The following is a 22,431-nucleotide window of genomic DNA, read 5'->3' as shown; positions in this document are numbered from 1 at the left end:
GTCTCCGGCAAGGCGTGTCAACCAAGGTTGACATCCACCAGGAGGAAGGCCCCAGCCTTTATTCCACCGACAGCCCTTCCACCTTCTGCCAGCCGCGCGGCAGCAGGTGGCCGCGGGTGGCGCGGGCGCCGAGGTAGGCGTCAAGCTCGTTGAACTTCAGGCCCATCGTGCGCTGGCCACTGCGCACCTGCAGGGTCTGCCCCGGGCTGATGGCCACGATGGCGACCACGCGTTCGGTGGCGAGCTTGGCCTTGGGGATCTCGATGATCTTGTTGCCCTTGCCCTTGTCCAGTTCCGGCAGGTCGTTGGCGGCGATCGCCAGCAGGTTGCCGGAACTGGTCACCGCCACGATGCGGTCGGTGGCGACGTTGGCCACCACCGACGGGGTCAGCACGGTCGAGCCGGCTGACAGGTTCAGCATCGCCTTGCCGGCCTTGTTGCGGCCGATCAGGTTCTCGAAGCGGGTGACGAAGCCGTAGCCGTGGGTGGAGGCCAGCACGAAGCGGGTGTCCGGCTCGGCGCTGGCCAGGGTCACGAAGCTGGTGCCCGCGGCCGGCGAGAAGCGGCCGGTCAGCGGTTCACCGTTGCCACGCGCGGAGGGCAGGGTGTGCACCGGCGTCGAGTAGGCGCGGCCCTCGCTGTCGAGGAACGCGACCTGCTGCGTACTGCGCGCACGCACCGCGCCCTGCAGGGCGTCACCATCACGGTAGGACAGGGCGGACGCATCGACGTCGTGGCCCTTGGCGGCGCGGATCCAGCCCTTCTCCGACAGCACGACGGTCATCGGCTCGCTCGGCACCAGCTCGGTCTCGTCGATGGCCTGCGCGGCCTGGCGCTGCACCAGCGGCGAACGGCGTGCGTCGCCGAACTTCTTGGCATCGGCGGTCAGTTCGTCGCGGATCAGCTTCTTCAGCTTGGCCTTGCTGTCGAGGATGCCGAGGATCTTCTCGCGCTCCTTGGCCAGCTCGTCCTGCTCGCCACGGATCTTCATCTCCTCCAGGCGGGCCAGCTGCTTCAGCTTGGTTTCCAGGATGTACTCGGCCTGGTCGTCGGACAGGCCGAAGCGCGCGATCAGCGCCGCCTTCGGTTCGTCCTCGGTACGGATGATGTGGATCACCTCGTCCAGGTTGAGGAACGCGACCAGCAGGCCTTCCAGCAGGTGCAGGCGGCGCTCGACCTTCTGCAGGCGGTGCTGCAGGCGGCGGGTGACGGTGTTGCTGCGGAAGGTCAGCCATTCGCTGAGCAGCATCTTCAGGTTCTTCACCTGCGGACGGCCGTCCAGCCCGATCACGTTGAGGTTGACGCGGTAGCTGCGTTCCATGTCCGTGGTCGCGAACAGGTGGCCCATCAGCTGCTCGGCGTCGACGCGGTTGGAACGCGGCACCAGCACCACGCGCACCGGGTTGGCGTGGTCGGACTCATCACGGATGTCTTCCAGCCACGGCAGCTTCTTGGCGCGCATCTGCGCGGCGATCTGCTCGATCACCTTCGACGGCGACACCTGGAACGGCAGCGCGGTGACCACGATGTTGTGTGCTTCCTTGGTGAAGGTCGCACGTGCGCGCACGCTGCCGTTGCCGGTTTCGTAGATGTTCCGCAGATCGTTGGCCGCGGTGATGATCTCGGCGCTGGACGGATAGTCCGGGCCCTGCACGTGCTCGCACAGGTCGCGCACGCTGGCATCGGGGTTGTCCAGCAGGTGCAGCAGTGCGCTGACGATCTCGTTGAGATTGTGCGGCGGCACGTCGGTGGCCATGCCCACGGCGATGCCGGTGGTGCCGTTCAGCAGCAGGTGCGGCAGCCGTGCCGGCATCCAGGTCGGCTCCTGCAGGGTGCCGTCGAAGTTCGGTGCCCAGTCGGTGGTGCCCTGGCCCAGTTCGCCCAGCAGCACTTCGGCAATCGGGGTCAGCTTGGATTCGGTGTAACGCATCGCCGCGAACGACTTCGGGTCGTCGCTGGAGCCGAAGTTGCCCTGGCCCTCGATCAGCGGGTAGCGGTACGAGAACGGCTGTGCCATCAGCACCAGCGCCTCGTAGCACGCGCTGTCGCCATGCGGGTGGTACTTACCGATGACGTCACCGACGGTGCGCGCGGACTTCTTCGGCTTGGACGCGGCATTCAGGCCCAGCTCGCTCATCGAATAGATGATGCGGCGCTGCACCGGCTTCAGGCCGTCGCCGATGAACGGCAGGGCGCGGTCCAGGACCACGTACATCGAGTAGTCGAGGTAGGCGCGTTCAGCGTACTCGCGCAGCGGCAGTTGTTCGAATCCGTGGAACACGGGGCGGGCAAGTTCGGTCATGCGGCGTTGTTACCTGTTGTCGGGAGGCGGCGACGGCGGTCGCCGCTCGCAATCCTGTGATTATCCGGATGCGGCGGGGGATGCCAAGCCGCGCGCAGGGTCCAGCCCGGTTTCCAGGCCGTGTCCGGCCCGTGCCAGGTAGCGCCCCGGTGGCAGCCCGAAGTGGCGGCGGAACACGGTGACGAAGGCGCTGGCGCTGCTGAAGCCCAGCGCGTGGGCGATATCGGCCACGCTGCGGCCGTCGGTCAGCTGGCGCAGGGCTTCGGACAGCCGGGCCTGCTGCCGCCACTGGGCGAAGCTGAGCGTGGTCTCGTCGCGGAAGTGGCGGGTCAGGCTGCGCGGCGACAGTCCGGCCCAGTGCGCCCATTCGGCCAGGCTGCGCTCGTCGGACGGGTCGGCCAGCAGCTGCGAGGCGATCTTCAGCAGGCGCCGGTCATGCGGCATCGGCAGGTGCATGCGCTGGCGCGGCGCGGTACGGATCTCGTCCAGCAGCACCTCGATGATGTGCTGGCGCTCGGGCGTGGTGTTGTAGCCCAGCGGCCATTCGCAGATGCGGTCGGCCAGCGCCTGCGCCAGCTTGGACAGGCCCAGTACGCAGGGATCGGCGGGCAGGGTGGCGCAGGCCGGTGCGGCCAGCGCCATGCCCCAGCCACGCAGCGGGCCGTCGAGGGTGACCGTATGCGGCTCCAGCGGCGGCATCCAGCCGGCCGAGCCCGGCGCCAGTGACCACGTTCCGTGCGAGGTGCGGGTGGTCAACAGGCCGCGTTCGACGCAGATCAGCTGCGCGCGCTGATGGTGGTGCCAGTCCACTTCACGGACCAGGCCCAAGGGGCTGTCGAAGCGGAAGGCGACAACCGGTGGCCCGTCATTGCGCTCGAACCAATCCAGGGCGTCGTCGCGCAGCAACCGCTTGGGAGGGGGGATTTCTGCCTTGTTCATCATATCCGCTGGCTGAAATGTGTCATCCATTGGCTGAATTGTACTACCGGGCCACCTGACCAGATCATTAAGGTAGGCGCCTTCGTTGATCCAGCCCGCTGCTGCAACACAGCATTCGATGCCAGATCGAATATTTCCATTGAGAAATATTTTTTTTGGAAGAGAATGCTCCCCCATGATCTGCCCTGCAACCACTCCCCCCAGCTTCGGCCTGCTGCTGCGCCAGGTGCGCGACGGCCTGGTCCGTCAACTCGACGCATCCATGGCTGAAGAAGACCTGGGTATCGGCTTCACCCATTACATCGGGCTGAAGGTGCTTTCCAACATGGCTCCGTGCACGGCCAACGAGCTGGCCCAGGCCATCGACCAGGTGCCCAGTGCGGTGACCCGCCTGCTGGACAAGCTGGAGTCGCTGGGCTGCGTCCGCCGCGAACCGCATGCCCAGGACCGGCGTGCGCTGCAGATCGTGCTGACCGATGAAGGCCGCGCACTGTGGGCGCGGCTGAAGCTGCGTGGCGACGCGGTGATGGATTACGCCCTGCGTGATCTTTCCGCCGACGAGCGCACGCAGCTGCTGTCCCTCCTCACCCGAATCCGCGATTCCCTGACGACCCCATGAACCCGATCCCGCAATCCACTCTCCGCCGGTCCGGGCGCGCGCTGCTGGTATCAGCGCTGGCCCTGGCCCTGGCCGCCTGCGCCAGCAGTCGTGGCCTCAACCCGCAGGGCCACGTGCTCGACGTGGACAGCCTGCACAGCGAACGCACCCTGGCCGACACCGACCTGAGCGCCACCGGCTTCCCGGCGCAGGACTGGTGGAAGGCACTGGGCGATGCGCAGCTGGACGCGCTGGTCGCCGAGGGCCTGGCTGGCCACCCGAGCCTGGACGCTGCCGATGCGCGCCTGCGCCAGGCGCAGTCGCAGGTCGGTACCGCGCGTGCCGATCGCCTGCCGAGCCTGTCGGTGTCCGGTGGTTACACCGGTCTGCGCCTGCCCGAGTCGATGGCCGGCAGCGAGATGGGTGGCCATTACGCTGGCAGCAGCCAGGTCGCGTTTGATTTCAGCTATGGCGTGGACCTGTGGGGCGGCAAGCGCGCTGCCTGGGAAGCGGCCGTGGACGGCGCCCATGCCGCCACTGTCGAAGCCCAGGCTGCACGCCTGAACCTGTCCACCGGCATCACCCAGGCCTATGCCGACCTGGCGTATGCATGGCAGCTCAATGACGTGGCCGAAGAAGAGCTGGGCCGCTCGCAGAAGTCGCTGGAATTGACCCGCCAACGCCGCAGCGCCGGCATCGACAGTGATCTGCAGGTGCGCCAGGCCGAGGCCCGCGTGCCCGCCGCGCAGCAGCAGGTGCAGGCCGCGCAGCAGCGCATCGATGCGGCCCGCACCGCGCTGGCCGCGCTGGTCGGCAAGGGTCCGGACCGTGGCCTGTCGATCCAGCGCCCGCAGGCGTTGAATCCGATGGCGCTGCAGCTGCCGGGCGTGCTGCCCAGCGAACTGTTGGGTCGTCGCCCGGACATCGTTGCCGCGCGCTGGCGCGTGGAAGCGGCCGACAAGCAGATCAAGGTCGCCAGGACCAAGTTCTACCCGAGCTTCAACCTGACCGCACTGGCTGGCGTCGTCGCACCGAACGTGGGCGATCTGCTGAAAAGCAGTTCGACCTTCGCCTACATCGGACCGGCGCTGAGCCTGCCGATCTTCGAAGGCGGCAAGCTGCGCGCCAACCTGGCCAACACCGATGCGCAGTACGACCTGGCGGTGGCCAACTACAACCAGACCGTGCTCGATGCACTGCGCGACGTGGCCGACCAGGTCAACGCGGTGCGTTCGCTGGCACAGCAGGCGCATTCGCAGCAGCAGGCGGTGGATACCGCACGTTCGGCCTTCGACCTGGCCCAGCAGCGCTACCGCGCCGGCATCGGCAGCTACCTGGACGTGCTGACCGCGCAGTCCACCCTGCTGCAGTCGCAGCAGCAGCTGGCCGGCCTGCAGTCGCAGCAGGTGCAGACCTCGGTGCGCCTGAGCAAGGCGCTGGGCGGTGGTTTCCAGCCCTCTGACGCCGACCGCGCACCGATCGCCTCCCATTCCGATTCCTCGCATTCCTGAAGACTTCCGCCATGAGCCAGACCCAAGACACTGCGGCCCCGGCCGCCCCCAACCGCCGCGGCAACCTGCTGCGCGGCCTGTTCGTGATCGTCGTGCTGCTGCTTGCCGCACTGGCGCTGTGGTACTTCATGTTCGGCCGTTGGTTCGAAGAGACCGACGACGCCTACGTGCAGGGCAACCAGGTGCAGATCACCCCGCTGGTGGCCGGTACCGTGGTCGCCATCAACGCCGATGACGGCATGCGCGTGGAGCGCGGCCAGCTGCTGGTGCAGCTGGATCCGTCCGACACCGCAGTAGCCCTGCAGCAGGCCGAAGCCAACCTGGCCAAGACCGTGCGCCAGACCCGCGGCCTGTACCGCAGCGTGGAAGGTGCGCAGGCGGACTTGAACGCCCGCCAGGTGACCCTGAAGCGCGTGCGCGACGACTTCGCCCGCCGTAAGGATCTGGCCGCCACCGGCGCCATCTCCAACGAAGAACTGGCCCACGCCCGCGATGAGCTGGCCGCTGCCGAAGCGGCCGTGGCCGGTTCGCGCGAGACGGTCGAGCGCAACCGCGCGCTGGTCGACGATACCGTGATCGCCACCCAGCCGGATGTGCAGGCCGCCGCCGCGCAGCTGCGCCAGGCCTTCCTCAACAACGCCCGCGCCGGCATCGTTGCGCCGGTCACCGGCTACGTCGCCCGTCGTTCGGTGCAGGTCGGCCAGCGCGTGCAGCCGGGCAATGCCCTGATGGCGGTGGTGCCGACCGAGCAGATGTGGGTCGAGGCCAACTTCAAGGAAACCCAGCTGCGCCACATGCGCCTGGGCCAGGAAGTGGAGCTGAAGTCGGACCTGTACGCCGGTGACGTGAAGTACAAGGGCCGCGTCCAGAGCCTGGGCCTGGGCACCGGCTCGGCGTTCTCGCTGCTGCCGGCGCAGAATGCCAGCGGCAACTGGATCAAGATCGTTCAGCGCGTGCCGGTACGCATCGCCATCGATGCCAAGCAGCTGGCCGAACACCCGCTGCGCATCGGCCTGTCGATGAAGGCCGAAGTGAGCCTGCGCGACCAGAAGGGCGAAGTGCTGCCGAGCACCCCGGCCAAGGGCACGGTGTTCGACACCGACGTGTATGCCAAGCAGCTGCATGATGCCGACGAGGTGATCCACACGATCATCCAGGGCAACCTGCCGCAGCAGGCGAAGGTGGGCTGAGGTCGCCATGTCCGCACAAGCTCCAGCCGCGCCCGGTGCTCCGGGCGCCCCGGCGGCGCCGGGTGCGGCCTCCGGGTTCCTGCCGCCCAGCGTCGCCCTGTGCACCGTCGGCCTGGCGATGGCGTCGTTCATGCAGGTGCTCGACACCACCATCGCCAACGTCTCGCTGCCGACCATCGCCGGTAACCTCGGCGCCAGTTCGCAGCAGGCGACCTGGGTCATCACCTCGTTCGCGGTCAGCACAGCCATCGCGCTGCCGCTGACCGGCTGGCTCAGCCGCCGCTTCGGCGAACGCAAGCTGTTCGTCTGGGCCACGCTGGCCTTCGTCATCACCTCGCTGCTGTGCGGCCTGGCGCAGAGCATGGGCATGCTGGTGCTGTCGCGTGCGCTGCAGGGTTTCGTGGCCGGCCCGATGTACCCGATCACGCAGTCGTTGCTGGTCTCGATCTATCCACGGGAGAAACGCGGGCAGGCACTGGCGCTGCTGGCGATGATCACGGTGGTGGCGCCGATCTGCGGCCCGATTCTCGGTGGCTGGATCACCGACAACTACAGCTGGGAATGGATCTTCCTGATCAATGTGCCGCTGGGCATCTTCGCTGCGCTCGTTGTGGGCAACCAGCTGAAGGGGCGCCCGGAGCACATCGAGAAGCCGAAGATGGACTACGTCGGCCTGGTCACCCTGGTGATCGGTGTCGGTGCGCTGCAGCTGGTGCTCGACCTGGGCAACGACGAGGACTGGTTCTCGTCGATGAAGATCGTGGTGCTGGCGTGTGTGGCCGTGGTCACGCTGACGGTGTTCCTGATCTGGGAACTGACCGACAAGGATCCGATCGTCGACCTGAAGCTGTTCCGGCATCGGAACTTCCGCGCCGGTACGCTGGCGATGGTGGTGGCCTACGCGGCGTTCTTCAGCGTGGCGTTGTTGATTCCACAGTGGTTGCAGCGTGACATGGGCTACACCGCGATCTGGGCGGGCCTGGCGACAGCGCCGATCGGCATCCTGCCGGTGATCATGACCCCGTTCGTGGGCAAGTATGCATCGCGCTTCGACATGCGCATGCTGGCTACGATTGCGTTCATTGTGTTGTCGATGACCAGCTTCCTGCGTTCGAACTTCAACCTGCAGGTGGACTACAACCATGTGGCGGGCGTGCAGCTGATCATGGGCATCGGCGTCGCGCTGTTCTTCATGCCGGTGCTGCAGATCCTGCTGTCGGACCTGGATGGGCGCGAGATCGCGGCGGGCTCAGGCCTGGCCACCTTCCTGCGTACGCTGGGCGGCAGCTTCGCGGCGTCGCTGACGACGTGGCTGTGGGCGCGGCGCACCCAGGTGCACCACGCCGACCTGACCGAGCACATCTCGGTCTATCAGCCGGGCATGCAGGACCAGGTGACAGCGATGGGGCAGGGCGACCTGCAACATGGCGCAGCGGTACTGAACAACATGATCAACCACCAGGCATCGCAGATGGGCTTCAACGACATCTTCTTCCTGCTGGGCTGGATCTTCCTGGCGATCATCGCGTTCCTGTGGCTGGCCAAACCGCCGTTTGGCGCAGGCGCAGGTGCGGCCGCCGGTGGCGGACACTGAAACTCCCTGGAAACACGTGCTGTATTTTGACCCCGCCGCAAGGCGGGGTTTTTGTTTGTGCACCGCGGGTCGCACAGGCCCTGCCCTTGGGGTCCTGCCGTGGCGCAGGTTCAGCGCGTGCGATAGACGCGCTTGAACTCCACCCGATCGCGGAACAATCGGGAGATGGCCCACATTCCCGCCACAAGTACGGCGCCGCATGTGAGCCAGCCAGCAGTGGCCTGCAATCGGCTGCCGACCAGTGCGCCGCAGATGATGGCGGCAACAAAGACCAGCATTACGGCCTCCTTCGATGCGCCGTAGTGGACCTCGGCCTGGCATCCCACGCATACGCGTACGCCGTGGTTCGAGCCTGTATGGCAGTGAGGGCAGATGATGCTGCGCTGCATGGGTGCGTCCTTTGGGGAAGGGGGAGGGCGCTGGTCAGGTCGTGGCGATACACCTGCAACCGGCTTCTGTAAATCTGCCTTCCACCGAAAAGGAATCGGGTAAATCTCGACTAGGAAAAGTACGAATTGAACGGCTAACGTGAAATCCGCCCCAAAAAGGGGGCCGTTCAAGGCCTGGTAACGACGCGCCGGGAGGAGATATGCAGCAGCAGGCGACTGCCGGGTGGTGCGAGATACGACAGTTCCAGCGGTAGATGCGATGCCAGGTTCGCCAAATCCCGGAAACGAAAAAACCCGCTTTCGCGGGTTTGATCATCTTGAGTCATGGTGCCCAGGAGAGGACTCGAACCTCCACGGTTTTACCCGCTAGTACCTGAAACTAGTGCGTCTACCAATTCCGCCACCTGGGCGACTCAGGAGATGAATTATGGGGAGCGACAGAAGATGTGTCAACAACATTTCACACCTTTTTCTGCGGCTGTACGCCCAGGTGAAGCAGCAGGCTGCGCATCGCCGATGACAACTGCGCCCACTCGGCAAAACAGGCGCACAGGCGGCGCTGTGCCCATGCATCGGCGAGCGGTACGCCGACGGTATGCGTGCTGCGCCGATGCTGGCGGGCGATGGTCCGCGGCACGATGCCGACACCAATGCCGTGGCCGACCATGATGCATACGCCTTCGAAGGTCTTCATGCGGATGCGTACGTCCAGGCGGCGCCCGATGTCGCGCGCCTGGTCCTCGATGTAGGTCTGCAGTGCATTGCCATCGGCCAGTGCGACGAAGGTCTCGCCGGCAACATCGGTGAAGGCCACGCTGCGCTGCGATGCGAAGCGGTGGTCTGCGGGTAGCAGCATCACCAGTGGATCTTCGGCGACCACATGCTGCTGCAGGCCGGCAGCGTCGACCGCATCGCTGATGATGCCGGCCTCGGCCTGGCCAGCGCTGATCGCGCGCACGACTTCGGGGCTGGTGCGCTCCAGCAGCTCCACGTGCAGGCGCGGGCGTTCGGCCAGCCACGGTGCGAGCCGCGAGGGCAGGTAGTTGGTCAGCGCTGCGGTGTTGGCATACAGATGCAGGGTGCCGCGCGCACCGTGCGCGAACGCCTGCAGTTCACCGCGCAGCTGCGCCTGCTGCTGCAGGATCAAACGTGCATGGTGGGCGAGAGCGGCACCGGCTTCGGTCAGGCTGACGCCGCGCGGATGGCGGTTCAGCAGTACGGTGCCGGCATCGGCTTCGATCGTGCGCAGGCGTTCGCTGGCGGAAGCCAGTGCCAGGTTTGCCTGCGCGGCACCGGCCGTGATGCTGCCCGCCTCGGCAATGGCCAGGAACAGGCGCAGGTCGGCGATATCCATCCGCATGTGATGCCCTCATCGCAACGCCTGCGCCTTCGGATCAGCCGAAGGCGAGGCCGGGAAGACCGCATTGTGCGCCGAGCGGCCGGCCGATCCAATGAAGGCATGAATGAATCGATGTACTTCTACGTGCTGCTGGTGGTGGTGTTCGTGCTGGCCGGTGTGGTCAAGGGCGTGACCGGCATGGGCTTGCCGACAGTGGCGATGGGTCTGCTCGGTGGCGTGCTGTCGCCGGTGGCGGCGGCATCGATGCTGTTCATCCCCACCTTCGTCACCAATGCGTGGCAGCTGTTGTCCGGGCCATCGCTGGGCCACATCGTGCGGCGCCTGTGGCCGATGATGCTGGCCGTGGTGGTGGTGACGCTGGGTTCGGCGGCGCTGCTGGTGCGGGTCGATCGCACCTTGTCGCGTGTTGCGCTGGGCGTTGCGCTGGTGGTTTATGCGGCCTATGCCCTGCTTGCGCCGGTGTTCCGCGTGCCGCAGCGGCGCGAGCGATGGCTGGGGCCGCTGGTGGGGGCGTTGTCGGGTGTGGTGACCGGCGCCACCGGCGTGTTCGTGATGCCGGCGGTGCCGTACCTGCAGTCGCTGGGGTTGCAGCGCGAGGAGCTGGTGCAGGCGCTGGGACTGGCGTTCACTGTGTCGACGATTTCGCTGACCACTGGCCTGGTGCTGCACGGCGCATTCGGCATCCAGCAGCTGGGGCTGAGTACGCTGGCGGTGCTGCCGGCATTGCTGGGCATGTGGCTGGGGCAGGTGATCCGGCAGCGCATCAGTGCGCGGGTGTTCCGCGCCTGCTTCCTGGGTTTCCTGCTGCTGCTCGGGCTGGAGCTGGTGCTGCGGCCGCTGTTGTGATGCCGGCCGCCGGTCGCGGCGATGCCGAATCACGGGCATGAAAAAACCCGCTTTCGCGGGTTTTTCTCATTCTCGACGTGGTGCCCAGGAGAGGACTCGAACCTCCACGGTTTTACCCGCTAGTACCTGAAACTAGTGCGTCTACCAATTCCGCCACCTGGGCGTCGAGGAGCGAGATTATGGGGTGTTGTTACGGGGGTGTCAACACCCTTGTGAAGATCATTGCCGATTCCGGGTCGGAGTTCCTTCCTGGAGGAGAAAGAGTCGAGCCTCAGGACCGGATTACAGGCAAAAAAAATCCCCGCCGAAGCGAGGAGTTTTTTCGTTGGTGCCCAGGAGAGGACTCGAACCTCCACGGTTTTACCCGCTAGTACCTGAAACTAGTGCGTCTACCAATTCCGCCACCTGGGCGTTCCAGAGGCGCAATTGTGAAGATGAATCCGCAGGCTGTCAACGACTTCCTGAATATTTTTCATGCAAGGCCTTCAAGACAGCCGCTGACCCGTTCTGCACGCCGTCAGCGGCTACCATGTAGGGCGATGACTACCAAAAAACCAAGCAAGGGCGGGAGCACCTCCCGCAGCCAGGCCCCGAAGAAGGGCGCCAAGGCGGGCACGGCCCGCACCACCAAGCCGGGCAAGCCGTTGCCGGGCTGGTTCCCCGAATTGAATGAAGGCGGCGCACCACCGCGTGGTCGCAAGGTCCGCAGCGCCGATGCCGCCGCTCCGGGCCCGGCCCCGGGCCGCAAGCTGCCGCCGACCGGCAAGGTGATCGACGATCCCTATGCCGCCCGCGAAGCCGAGAAGTACGAACAACCCATCGCCAGCCGCGAGGCCATCCTGGCCCTGCTGGAGCGCTGCGAAGGGCCGCAGACCGCCGAAGAACTGGGCGCGCGCCTGGGCCTGACCGCGCCGGACCGGGCCGAGGCGCTGTCGCGCCGGCTCGGTGCCATGGTCCGCGACGGCCAACTGGTGCAGAACCGTCGCGGCGGTTTCGCCCCGATCCAGACCCTGAACCTGGTCACTGGCGTGGTGATCGCCAACCCGGAAGGGTTCGGTTTCCTGCGCCCGGTCGAGGGCGGTGACGACCTGTTCCTGCCGCCGTATGAAATGCGCAAGGTCATGCACGGCGACAAGGTGCTGGCCCGTGTGACCGGCATCGACCATCGTGGCCGTCGCGAAGGCAGCATCGCCCGCGTGCTCGAGCGCGGCATGACCCGCCTGATCGGCCGCTTCAGCATCGAGATGGGCATCAACTACGTGGTGCCCGACGACAAGCGCGTGCAGCGCAACGTGCAGGTGCCGCCGGACCAGACCGGTGGTGCGCGCGATGGCCAGCTGGTGGTCTGTGAACTGACCCAGGCGCCGGACAGCCGCCGCCCGCCGATCGGCCGCATCATCGCCGTGCTCGGCGACAAGCTGACCGCCTCGCTGGTGGTGGAAACCGCCATCCACGGTCATGAGCTACCGTTCGAGTTCCCGCAGGAAGTGTTGGACGAAGCCGCCTCGGTACCGCTGGTGGTCGAACCGGCGATGATCGGCGACCGCGTCGACCTGCGCAGCACGCCGCTGGTCACCATCGATGGCGAGGATGCCAAGGACTTCGACGACGCGGTCTACTGCGAGCCGAATGCCGAGGGTTTCCGCCTGGTGGTGGCGATCGCCGATGTCTCGAACTACGTGCGCCCCGGCACGCCGCTGGATGAGGAGGCGCAGAAGCGCGCCACCTCGGTGTACTTCCCGGGCTTCGTGGTGCCGATGCTGCCGGAGACGCTGTCCAACGGCATCTGTTCGCTGATGCCGAAGGTCGACCGCATGTGCTTTGTCTGCGACATGCAGATCGACCGCGACGGCCTGGTCACGCATTCGCGCTTCTACGAGGCGGTGATGAACTCGCACGCGCGCCTGACCTACACCCAGGTGTGGAAGGCGGTGGGCGAGGACGATGCCGATACCAAGGCCTGGATGGGCGACCTGCTGCCGCAGGTGCAGCGCCTGCACCAGCTGTACAAGGTGCTGTCCAAGGCACGTGCCAAGCGCGGCGCCATCGAGTTCGAAAGCAGCGAAGTGCGCTTCGTGCTGGACAACCGCGGTGAAGTCACCCAGGCCGGCATGCTGGTGCGCAATGACGCGCACAAGCTGATCGAGGAATGCATGATCGCGGCCAACGTCGAGGCGGCCAGGTACCTGCTGTCGCGCCATGTGCCGGCCCCGTACCGCATCCACGAGAAGCCGCCGGAAACCAAGTACGCCGACCTGCTGGAATTCCTCAAGGAGTTCAAGCTGAGCCTGCCGCCGTGGTCCAAGGTGCGTCCGGGTGATTACACCAAGCTGCTGAAGAAGATCCGGGATCGCCCCGATGCCACGCTGCTGGAATCGGTGCTGCTGCGCAGCCAGAGTCTGGCGATCTACAGCCCGGAGAATCACGGTCACTTCGGCCTGGCGCTGGAGGCGTACGCGCACTTCACCTCGCCGATCCGTCGCTACCCTGACCTGCTGGTGCACCGCGCGATCAAGCACGCGTTGTCCGGCAAGCCGCTGGACAAGTTCACCTACAACGCACGCGAGATGGCTGCGCTGGCGCTGCAGTGCTCCGAGCGTGAGCGCCGTGCCGATGAGGCCGAGCGCGAGGTCGACGAGCGCTACCGCGCCGCGTGGATGGAAAAGCACGTAGGCGGCCAGTTCGATGGCGTGATCAGCGGCGTGACCAGCTTCGGCCTGTTCGTGGAGCTGGACGAGTCGAAGGTGCAGGGCCTGGTCCACGTCACCCAGCTGCCGCAGGATTATTACAAGTTCGACGCGACCCGCAAGACGCTGACCGGCGAGCGCCGCGGCAGCAGCTACCGGCTGGGTGACCGCGTGCGGATCCTGGTGCTGAAGGCCAGCATGGAAGAGCGCAAGATCGACTTCCGACTGGTCGAGCACAAGGGCGAGGACGAGGGTGATGGCCTGCCGCCGCTGCCCGAGCGTGGCAAGCCGGCCAAGCGCACCAAGAAGCAGTATTGAAAGGTGTGCCGACCAACGGTCGGCACCCACCTCACCCGGTAGGTATCCACCTCACCCGGTAGGTATCCACCTCACCCGGTCGGCACCCACCTCACCCGGTAGGTGCCAACCGTTGGTTGGCACGACGTTTCGGAGGAACTCACAATGCAGGGCCAACCCGAATACAGCGGCGGCTGCCAGTGCGGCGCGATCCGCTTCCAGGCGCGAGGCGAGCTGACCGACAGCTCGATCTGCCACTGCCGGATGTGCCAGAAGGCCTTCGGTGCCTACTATGCGCCGCTGGTGTCGGTGCGCGGCGTGCAGTTCAGCTGGACCCGCGGCCAGCCGCGCTATTTCCAGTCGTCCAACGTGGTGCGGCGTGGCTTCTGCGCCGACTGCGGTACCCCGTTGACCTATGAAGCCCCCGACGGCGTGGCCGTGGCCGCTGGTGCCTTCGACGAGCCGGAACGCCTGCCACCGACCATCCAGTACGGGGTGGAGCGCAAGCTGCCGTTCGTCGACAGTTTGTCCAGCCTGCCGGCGCGACGTACCGAGGAAGACGTCGCGGCGCTGGAGTTCCTGGCCACCATCGTGTCCCACCAGCACCCAGACCACGACACCCCGCACTGGCCGCCGCGCAGCCGCTCCGCCGAAGGCTGAGCGGCGGGTAGCGCCGGGCCGTGCCCGGCGAGCGCGCAGCGCGGTCGGCGCCGATGCTCTACCATAGCCACCCCCTTTCCGGTCCCCGCCCGCATGAGCAAGAACAGCCAGTGGATTGTCGGCGTCAACGCCGTCGCCTCCTCCATCGAGAACGACGCCGAGAACGTCCGCGAAGTGCTGGTCGAGGCCGGTGCGAAGAACCCGCGCCTGACCGAGATCGAGGAAAACGCCCGCCGCAAGGGCATCGACGTGCGCAAGGTGAACAGCCAGGCGCTGGACGGTGTCGGCGGTTCGGTACGCCACCAAGGCGTGGCCGCGCGCTATGCCGCCGCCCGCACCTACAGCGAGAACGAGCTGGAAGGCCTGGTCACTGCAGCCGAGGGCAAGGCCCTGCTGCTGGTGCTGGACGAGGTGCAGGACCCGCACAACCTGGGCGCCTGCCTGCGCTCGGCGGCTGCCGCCGGCGCGACTGCCGTGATCATCCCCAAGGACAAGTCGGCCACGGTCAATGCCACCGTGCGCAAGACCTCGGCGGGTGCCGCCGATCTGATCCCGGTGGTGGCGGTGACCAACCTGTCGCGCTGCCTGAAGGACCTGCAGAAGCAGGGCGTGTGGATCTACGGCCTGGCCGGCGAAGCCACCGCCTCGCTGTACCAGCTGGACCTGAAGGGCAACATCGCCCTGGTGCTGGGCGGTGAAGCCGATGGCCTGCGCCGCCTGACCCGCGAGAACTGCGATGGCCTGGTCAAGATCCCGATGCCGGGCGAGATCGAGAGCCTGAACGTCTCCGTCGCGGCCGGTGTCAGCCTGTTTGAGGCCGTGCGCCAGCGCGGTTGATCGGCAGCAGCGGCTGTGTCGACCAAGGTCGACACCCACCAGGTAGTCGCCAACCTTGGTTGGCGCTCTTGCCGCCTCACCCCGCGCTGCCGCCCAGTGCCTTGAACAAGGTGACGTCGTTGTTCAGCTGGCCCTGGCGCACGCGCGCCAGCGACAGCTCGGCATCGCGCCGGGTCTGCTGCGCTTCCAGCCAGGTGCGCAGGTCGGTGGCACCCACGCGGTAGCGCACTTCCTGCGCCCGTTCCACTTCCACCGCTTCGTCGTACGAAGCCTGCGAGGCCGCCACCTGGCGCGCCAGCTGCTCGCGTGCCGACAGCGCGTTGTCCACTTCCGAGAGCGCGGTATACAGCGTCTTGCGGAAATTGGTCGCGGCGATCTGGTAGGCGGTGCCGGCGATATCGGTATCCAGCTGCGCGCGCTGCAGGTTGAGGAACGGAAGCGGCAGGCCGGCGCCCAGCGTGGCCACCGGGTTGCGCAGCACATCACCCAGCGACGTTGCACTGGAGCCGAGGCTGCCGGTCAGGCTCAGCGCCGGGTAGTACTGGGTAGCGGTCACCTTGATGGTCTTCAGGCTGTTGCGCAGGCGCAGTTCGGCCGCGCGCAGGTCGGGACGGCGACCGAGCAGGTCGGTCGGCAGGCCCTCCGCGATGCTGGGGCTGCTTGCGCCGAGCAGGTCCTGCGGTTCGTCCTGCTGCGGCCAGGGCGTGCCGTCCAGCAGTACGGTCAGTGCATTGCGGGCCTCCACCCGCTGCTGCTCCAGTGCGCTCTGCGAAGACCGCTGCGACTGCAGGTTCTGCAGCGCCTGGCGTACTTCCAGGCGCGATACCGCACCGGCGTCGAAGCGTGCCTGCACCAGTTCGCGGGTGCGTTCCAGGCGCTCCAGGTTGGCCTGGCCGGTGGCAATCGACTGGTTGAGGTAAGCCAGCGTCCAGTACTGGGTGATGGTGTCGCTGATCACCAGCAGCGCGGTGTTCTGCCGGTCTTCCTCGCTGGCCTCGGCTTCCCAGCGGGCGATGTCGCGCTGGGTGCGCAGGCGGCCCCACAGGTCCACTTCCCAGCCCAGCGAGACGCCGGTGGAATAGCTGCGGCGCCAGTCGTCGGCCTGGTCGGTGGCGCGGCTGGCATTGCCGCTGACGCCGGACGACGACGGCTGTGGCCACAGCGCGTTGCTGGCCAGGCCGGCCTGCAGGCGCGAACGCTGCACGGCCAGGCCAGCGGCGGCAAGATCGCTGTTGGCGGCCAGCGCCTGCGCCACCAGACGGTCGAGACGTTCATCGCCGAAACCGGTCCACCAGGTGTCCTGGCGGATGTCGCGGCCCGGAGTATCCAGGCTGCTGCGCGGATCGTCGGCCGGCGCATTGAGGGTGGCGTCGCCACGACCGTAGGTCGCCGCCACGTCGGGGGCCTGCACCGGATAGCGGCCCATCGATGCGCAGCCGGACAGGGCGAGCAGTACAGCGCCCACCAGCAGCAGGCGCGAGGGGGCAGGGAAGGGCAGTCGGGTCATCATCTTCATTCGCGGGCCAGGGCCTCCACCGGGTCGAGCTGCGCGGCGTTGCGCGCGGGCAGGAAGCCGAACGCCACGCCGATCAGGGTCGAGCAGGCGAACGCGGCAACGATCGAGGCAGTGGAGAACAGCACCTGGAAGTCGCTGGCGAAGCGGCCGATCATCGAGCCCAGCAGCAGGGCCAGGCCGATGCCGAGCACGCCGCCGAGCAGGCACACCAGCACTGCTTCGATCAGGAACTGCTGGCGGATATCACTCTGCCGTGCACCGACGGCCATGCGCACGCCGATCTCGCGGGTACGCTCGGTCACCGACACCAGCATGATGTTCATCACACCGATACCACCGACCAGCAGTGCGATGGCGGCGATGGCGCCGATCAGCAGGGTCATCGTGCGCGTGGTCTGCTCGATGGTCTGGCGGATCTCGGCGCTGTTGCTGAGGAAGAAGTCCTCGGTGCCATGGCGCATCGTCAACAGGCGGGTGATTGCTTCCTGTGCCGCATCCATCGGCGTGGCGTCGTCCACGCGCACGGTGATGCTGGACACGTGGCTCTGGCCGAGCATGCGCGACATCACCGCGGTGTACGGCAGCCACACGCTCAGGCTGGTGCTGCCGCCGAACCCGAAGCTCTGGCGCTTGGCCACGCCGACCACGCGCGCCGGCACGTTGCCGAGCAGGATCACCTGGCCGATCGGATCGACATCGGGGAAGAACTGGGTCTGGGTGTTTTCGTCGATCACCGCCACCTGGCCGAGGCCCTTCACCGCATCGGCATCGAAGAAGCTGCCGCTGAGCAGGGTCACGCCCTTGACCCGGAAGAATTGCTCGCCGACGCCGCTGACCTGGGCGGTGGAGGACTGGTTGCGGTAACGCGCGGTGACCGAGGTCGACACGCTGGGCGTGGAGCTGTCGACGTAGCTCTGCCGGGCCAGCGCATCGGCATCACTGGCTTTGAGCGTCTGCACGCGGGCCGAGCGCATGTCGCCGAAACCACGGCCGGGATAGACATCGATGGTGTTGGTGCCGAGCGCGCTGATGTTCTGCAGGATCTGCTGCTGCGAGCCGTTGCCCAGCGCCACCACCGAGACCACCGAGGCGATACCGATGATGATGCCGAGCATGGTCAGGAAGGTGCGCAGCCGATGTGCATTCATCGCCAGCAACGCCATGCGGAATGCTTCGGTGAAGCGGTCGCGCGCGGCCCGCCAGCTGTTGCCGCGGGCGACGCCGGTGCTGGCCTCGCGCTGCGCGCGGTAGGTCGGTGCATTCGGATTGGCGCGGTCGGCGATGATCTCGCCGTCGCGGATCTCGATGATGCGCTGCGCGTGTTCGGCCACGCTCATGTCGTGGGTGACAATGATGATGGTGTGGCCTTCGGCGTGCAGCTCGCCGAGGATCGCCATCACTTCCTCGCCGGATTTCGTGTCGAGCGCGCCGGTCGGTTCGTCGGCCAGGATCACCTCGCCGCCGTTCATCAGGGCACGGGCGATCGACACGCGCTGCTGCTGGCCGCCGGACAGCTGGCCCGGCTTGTGGTGCATGCGGTCGCTCAGGCCCAGCCGCTGCAGCAGTTGTTCGGCACGCGCGTTGCGCACCGGGCCGGGGCTGCCGGCGTACACCGCCGGCACTTCCACGTTGCCGCGTGCATCGAGGTCGCCCAACAGGTGGTAGCGCTGGAAGATGAAGCCGAAATGCTCGCGGCGCAGTTCGGCCAGCTCGTCCGGCTCCATCTTCCCGGTTTCGCGGCCGGCCACCTGGTAGCTGCCACGGGTGGGACGATCGAGGCAGCCGAGGATGTTCATCAGCGTCGACTTGCCTGAGCCGGACTGGCCGACGATGGCCACCATCTCACCGGCGTGGATGTCGAGGTTGACGTCACGCAGCACGGCGATCACATCGTCGCCGGCCGGGAATTCGCGTCGCAGGTCACGCAGGCGCAGCAGCGGCGCCGTCGTGCTCATCGGCGCCCCATGCCCGGGCCGCCGACCCGCATCTGCATGCCGCCGCGGTTGCCGCCGCCGGCGCTGGCACCAGCCGCACCGGCTTCGCCGACCACTACTCGCTCGCCTTCCTTCAGTCCCGACAGGATCTCGGCCGAGGCGCCGTTGTTGATGCCCACGGTAACCTTGCGCGGCTGCGGCTGGCCCTTGTCGTCCAGCACCCGCACCATGCGCTCGTCGCCACGGCGCTTCGGCCCCAGTGCCACCGCCGGCACCATCAGCACGCCCTTGGCCTGCTTCAGCAGTACCGAGACCTGCGCGGTCATGTCGATGCGCAGGGTGCCATCCGGATTCTCCACGTCGAACAACGCGTTGTAGTAGACCGCGCTGCTGGAACTGGAACTGGACGAACTGCTGGAACTGGACGAACTCTCGTTGGCGATCGAGGCCGGCGCCGGATTGATCTGGCGCAGCGTGGCGTGGTACTTGCGGTCCGGGTCGCCCAGCGTGGTGAAGTACACCGGCATGCCGGCCTTGATCTTGACCACGTCGGCCTCGGAGATCTCGGCATTGACGGTGACCACGTCCAGCCGTGCCAGCATGACGATGGTCGGTGCGGTCTGGTTGGCGTTCACGGTGCGACCTTCCTCGGCCACCACCGCCACCACGGTGCCGTCCATCGGCGCGGTGATGCGGGTGTAGGCCAGGTTGGCGCGGGCGGTGCCCAGCTCGGTTTCGCGGCCCTTGATCTGCGCCTCGTAGGACTGCAGCTGGGCACGGGCGGTCTTCAGCTGCGCCTCGGCGGCATCGTATTCCTGGCGCGAGGTGGCCTCGGCGGCCAGCATCTGCTGCTGGCGCGCGAATTCCAGTTCGGCCTGGCGCAGGGTGGCCTGCTGCACGGCGCGCTGGGCGGTGACCTGGTCCAGCGAGGCCTGCGCATTGAGCACCTGGTTCTGCTGGGTTGTGGCGTCGATCTCGGCGATCAGGTCGCCTTCCTTCACGGTGTCGCCCAGCTGCACCTTCAGCGACTTGATCTGGCCCGAGGCCTGGGCACCGACGCTGACCAGCTTGTAGGCGTCGATCACGCCAGTGGCGTCCACCGTCTGCTCGATGTCACCACGGCTGACGGGCGTGGTCGCCACCGCCGGGGCGGCGGGCTTGCGCAGCAGCCACCAGGCGGCTGCGGCAACGGCAAGGGCGAGCAGGGCGATCAGTATCAGGCGACCCCGGCGGGTCGCGGGCAGCAGGCGGAACGTCACGTCGTGGCTTCACTCTCGGGGCCGCGGTGGCGGCGTTGGTGGGCATTGTGAAGACCGGGCGATGGGCGGCTCAATCCTCGGGGTATGTCTCTATGTAACACTGTCGGTGAATACGCGTAACCACAGGTATCCCGCCCATGGCTGGATACACTGGTCCGCATTGCCCCGGATGCGGTTCAGCTGCCGACACGGGATGATCGCGACATGGAGACTGAAAACACGATGCATCGACTGCTGATCGTCGACGACGACAACGACATCCGCACCCTGCTGGCCGAACAACTCGGCCGGGCCGGCTACCAGGTGAGCACGGCCGCAGACGGCACCGCCATGCGCCAGCTGCTGGACCGCGAACACGTGGACCTGATCGTGCTCGACCTCAACCTGCCGCGCGAGGATGGCCTGACCCTGTGCCGCGACCTGCGCGCGCGCTCGAACACACCGGTGATCATGCTGACCGCGCGTGCCGAGCCGATCGACCGCGTGCTGGGCCTGGAAATGGGCGCCGACGACTACCTGGCCAAGCCGTTCGAACCGCGCGAGCTGCTGGCACGCATCCGCAACGTGCTGCGCCGGACCGAGGCGCTGCCGGCGAACCTGGAGCCGCTGGCGGTGCGCCGTGCGCGCTTCTCGCGCTGGGTGTTCGATCTGGAGCATCGCCACCTGGTCGATCCGGACGATCGCGTGGTGGTGCTGTCCGGCGCCGAGTTCCGCCTGCTGCGGGTGTTCATCGCCCACGCCAACAAGGTGCTGTCGCGCGAGCAGCTGGTCGCGCTCAGCAGCGGCCGCAACTACGAGGCACAGGACCGCGCCATTGATCTGCAGGTCAGCCGGCTGCGCAACAAGCTGGGCGACGACGGTGGCCCGGACGGACTGATCAAGACCGTGCGCAACGAAGGCTATGTACTGGCCTCCTCGGTGAACCTGGAATAAGCCGCGATGAAGCGCCTGCGCCATTTCCTGTCCTCGATGGTCGGGCGGTTGTTCGTGATCCTGCTGCTGGGCATGAGCGTGGCCGCGATCGGCGCGACCATGCTGGCTACCTCCAAACGCCAGCAGGAGTTCGAGCGGCAGAACCTGAACCGCATCGCCGACCGCCTCCAGGGCTACGTCAACCTGCTCGACGGCAACCCCGAACTGCGCGAGCGCCTGCTCGAAATCGGTGGGCCGAGCGTGCGTGCGCTGCAACCCGGCGCACGCCTGGGGCGGGCCGATACCGCGTTGATGGAAGTACTCGATGACCGGCCCGGGCCGGTCGCACGCGCGCATGTGCACTTCGCTTCGTTCCGCTCCTGCATTCCCAAGCTGCAGGACCTGCTGCCCCCGCCGCCACCGGGGCATCGCAAGCATCCGCGCGAACGTGATCCGGCGTTCATCCCGCCCAAGTGCCGTGCGGTCGACGTGACCCTCAACGACGGCACGCTGCTGAAGCTGGCGCTGGATTCGCCGGCGGTGGCACACAACGGCATCCTCGCCGTGGACCCGTGGTTCCTGACCCTGCTGGTGCTGGCGATCGCGGTGCTGGCCTATATCGTCGCGCGCATGGCCAGCGCGCCGCTGCAGGAACTGGCCGCAGCCGCCGAAGACCTGGGCGACGACCTGCAGCGCGATCCACTGCCGCTGCGCGGCCCGCGCGAAGTGCAGCGCGCCGCAGAGGCCTTCAACGCCATGCAGCATCGCCTGCAGCGGCACCTGGCCGAGCGCACGCAGATGCTGGCGGCGATCACCCATGACCTGCAGACCCCGCTGACCCGGCTGCGCCTGCGCCTGGAGAATGTCAGCGACGAGGTGCTGCGTGAGCGCCTGATCGGCGATCTGGCCGCGATGCAGGCGTTGGTGCGCGAAGGCCTGGAGCTGGCGCGCAGCGCGGAGAGCGCCGAGCAGCGCGCCGCACTGGACCTGGATTCGTTGCTGGAGAGCATCGTTGAAGACACGGCTGAGGGCGGCGGAGATGTCGTCTTCGAAGGTGGCAGCGGAGCGGTGTTGATGTTGCGTCCGCTGGCCATGCATCGCCTGTTTTCCAACCTGGTGGACAACGCGGTGATGTATGCCTACCGGGTGCGGGTACGGATCGAGCGTAGTGGTGGCGCGATCACCGTGGTGGTGGCCGATGACGGCCCGGGCCTGGCCGAGGATCAGCTGGAAGCCGTGTTCGACCCGTTCGTGCGGGTGGAAACCTGGCGTTCGCGCGAAACCGGCGGCGCCGGTCTGGGCCTGACCATCGCACGCGCCTTGGCTGAGAAAGACGGGGCGCGGCTGTGGCTGCGCAACCGCGTTGAAGGCGGGCTGGAGGCGGTAGTGCAGTGGCCGGCCAGTGCACAGGTGACGCCGCCGGGCCGCGCGGGCTGAGCCTTCGCGGCTGGCGATGGTGACGCCGTGGGCCGGGTTTGGCCTATCATCTGCGCATCTTCCCAGTTCCCCCCCGATGAGCCAGCCCGTCCCCGCCGGCATGCCGTCCCGCGCTGCCCGGCAGTTCCCGCATGCTGCCAGGCCCGGCAGCCCTGCCTGGCCG

The 22,431-nt window shown here is 67.2% G+C and carries 17 protein-coding genes and 3 tRNA genes; 10 read left to right on the top strand and 10 right to left on the bottom strand.

All coding sequences use genetic code 11. The annotated features are described in order from the left end of the window. Positions 1-58 precede the first annotated feature (58 nt). Positions 59-2,302 (bottom strand): DNA topoisomerase IV subunit A, encoded by a 2,244-nt coding sequence (parC, locus tag QRO95_RS13885; protein WP_121503835.1) that lies wholly within the window; start codon positions 2,300-2,302, stop codon positions 59-61. Positions 2,303-2,362: 60 nt separating this feature from the next. After that, positions 2,363-3,244, bottom strand: coding sequence for an AraC family transcriptional regulator (locus QRO95_RS13880; RefSeq protein ID WP_285302817.1), 882 nt, complete (start codon positions 3,242-3,244; stop codon positions 2,363-2,365). A 172-nt stretch (positions 3,245-3,416) separates the two neighbouring features. On the opposite strand from QRO95_RS13880, the gene emrR reads away from it, so the two are divergent. From emrR to emrB, 4 genes are read left to right on the top strand one after another with little or no spacing between them, the layout of a single operon-like run. Next, a complete protein-coding gene (gene emrR, locus QRO95_RS13875; RefSeq protein WP_032127923.1) occupies positions 3,417-3,860 on the top strand; it encodes a multidrug efflux system transcriptional regulator EmrR in 444 nt (147 codons plus the stop codon). Continuing rightward, positions 3,857-5,350 (top strand): multidrug efflux transporter outer membrane subunit EmrC, encoded by a 1,494-nt coding sequence (emrC, locus tag QRO95_RS13870; RefSeq protein WP_049463707.1) that lies wholly within the window; start codon positions 3,857-3,859, stop codon positions 5,348-5,350. Before emrR ends, emrC begins: the two co-directional genes overlap by 4 nt. An 11-nt stretch (positions 5,351-5,361) precedes the next feature. Further along, positions 5,362-6,540, top strand: coding sequence for a multidrug efflux MFS transporter periplasmic adaptor subunit EmrA (gene emrA, locus QRO95_RS13865; RefSeq protein ID WP_125893864.1), 1,179 nt, complete (start codon positions 5,362-5,364; stop codon positions 6,538-6,540). Between the two features lie 7 nt (positions 6,541-6,547). Beyond that, entirely contained in the window at positions 6,548-8,134 is a 1,587-nt protein-coding gene (gene emrB, locus QRO95_RS13860; protein ID WP_032127920.1) for a multidrug efflux MFS transporter permease subunit EmrB, read from the top strand. 110 nt (positions 8,135-8,244) lie between these two features. Here the strand turns inward: emrB and QRO95_RS13855 are convergent, their stop codons facing one another. The 3 genes from QRO95_RS13855 to QRO95_RS13845 all read right to left on the bottom strand — a co-directional run bounded on the left by QRO95_RS13855 (position 8,245) and on the right by QRO95_RS13845 (position 9,883). Next, on the bottom strand, positions 8,245-8,523 hold the full coding sequence (locus QRO95_RS13855; protein ID WP_285302816.1) for a hypothetical protein: 279 nt from the start codon (positions 8,521-8,523) through the stop codon (positions 8,245-8,247). 325 nt (positions 8,524-8,848) lie between these two features. Beyond that, positions 8,849-8,933: transfer RNA gene (locus QRO95_RS13850), tRNA-Leu, on the bottom strand. A 50-nt stretch (positions 8,934-8,983) separates the two neighbouring features. Continuing rightward, positions 8,984-9,883: a LysR family transcriptional regulator gene (locus QRO95_RS13845; RefSeq protein ID WP_285302815.1), complete on the bottom strand. Its 900-nt coding sequence runs from the start codon at positions 9,881-9,883 to the stop codon at positions 8,984-8,986. Between the two features lie 99 nt (positions 9,884-9,982). On the opposite strand from QRO95_RS13845, the gene QRO95_RS13840 reads away from it, so the two are divergent. Then, a complete protein-coding gene (locus QRO95_RS13840) occupies positions 9,983-10,729 on the top strand; it encodes a sulfite exporter TauE/SafE family protein (protein WP_285302814.1) in 747 nt (248 codons plus the stop codon). Between the two features lie 78 nt (positions 10,730-10,807). Here QRO95_RS13840 and QRO95_RS13835 read toward each other — a convergent pair. Next, positions 10,808-10,892, bottom strand: a tRNA-Leu gene (locus QRO95_RS13835). A gap of 163 nt (positions 10,893-11,055) precedes the next feature. Beyond that, a tRNA-Leu gene (locus tag QRO95_RS13830) sits at positions 11,056-11,140 on the bottom strand. A gap of 128 nt (positions 11,141-11,268) precedes the next feature. On the opposite strand from QRO95_RS13830, the gene rnr reads away from it, so the two are divergent. The 3 genes from rnr to rlmB all read left to right on the top strand — a co-directional run bounded on the left by rnr (position 11,269) and on the right by rlmB (position 15,210). Further along, entirely contained in the window at positions 11,269-13,734 is a 2,466-nt protein-coding gene (rnr, locus tag QRO95_RS13825) for a ribonuclease R (RefSeq protein ID WP_032127913.1), read from the top strand. A 144-nt stretch (positions 13,735-13,878) separates the two neighbouring features. After that, positions 13,879-14,373: a GFA family protein gene (locus tag QRO95_RS13820; protein ID WP_279943068.1), complete on the top strand. Its 495-nt coding sequence runs from the start codon at positions 13,879-13,881 to the stop codon at positions 14,371-14,373. Between the two features lie 93 nt (positions 14,374-14,466). Then, positions 14,467-15,210, top strand: a complete 744-nt coding sequence (gene rlmB / locus QRO95_RS13815) for a 23S rRNA (guanosine(2251)-2'-O)-methyltransferase RlmB (protein WP_005408775.1) — start codon at positions 14,467-14,469, stop codon at positions 15,208-15,210. A gap of 76 nt (positions 15,211-15,286) precedes the next feature. Here the strand turns inward: rlmB and QRO95_RS13810 are convergent, their stop codons facing one another. From QRO95_RS13810 to QRO95_RS13800, 3 genes are read right to left on the bottom strand one after another with little or no spacing between them, the layout of a single operon-like run. Then, entirely contained in the window at positions 15,287-16,726 is a 1,440-nt protein-coding gene (locus QRO95_RS13810; RefSeq protein ID WP_285302813.1) for an efflux transporter outer membrane subunit, read from the bottom strand. Then, positions 16,723-18,681, bottom strand: coding sequence for a MacB family efflux pump subunit (locus tag QRO95_RS13805; RefSeq protein WP_285302812.1), 1,959 nt, complete (start codon positions 18,679-18,681; stop codon positions 16,723-16,725). The genes QRO95_RS13810 and QRO95_RS13805 overlap by 4 nt, the downstream gene beginning before the upstream one ends. Continuing rightward, entirely contained in the window at positions 18,678-19,919 is a 1,242-nt protein-coding gene (locus tag QRO95_RS13800) for an efflux RND transporter periplasmic adaptor subunit (protein WP_071228425.1), read from the bottom strand. The genes QRO95_RS13805 and QRO95_RS13800 overlap by 4 nt, the downstream gene beginning before the upstream one ends. A gap of 204 nt (positions 19,920-20,123) precedes the next feature. Here QRO95_RS13800 and QRO95_RS13795 point away from each other — a divergent pair, with 204 nt between their 5' ends. Beyond that, positions 20,124-20,852 carry a response regulator gene (locus tag QRO95_RS13795; protein ID WP_005408779.1) on the top strand — a complete coding sequence of 243 codons (729 nt, stop codon included), beginning with the start codon at positions 20,124-20,126 and terminating at the stop codon, positions 20,850-20,852. A gap of 6 nt (positions 20,853-20,858) precedes the next feature. Continuing rightward, the gene (locus QRO95_RS13790) at positions 20,859-22,268 is read left to right on the top strand and encodes an ATP-binding protein (RefSeq protein ID WP_285302811.1); all 1,410 of its coding nucleotides are present in this window, start codon (positions 20,859-20,861) and stop codon (positions 22,266-22,268) included. The last annotated feature ends 163 nt before the right edge of the window (positions 22,269-22,431 follow it).

The organism is Stenotrophomonas maltophilia group sp. Smal13 (genome assembly GCF_030236855.1).
GTDB lineage: Bacteria > Pseudomonadota > Gammaproteobacteria > Xanthomonadales > Xanthomonadaceae > Stenotrophomonas > Stenotrophomonas maltophilia_A.
This window is presented reverse-complemented; position numbering and strand designations above follow the sequence as displayed.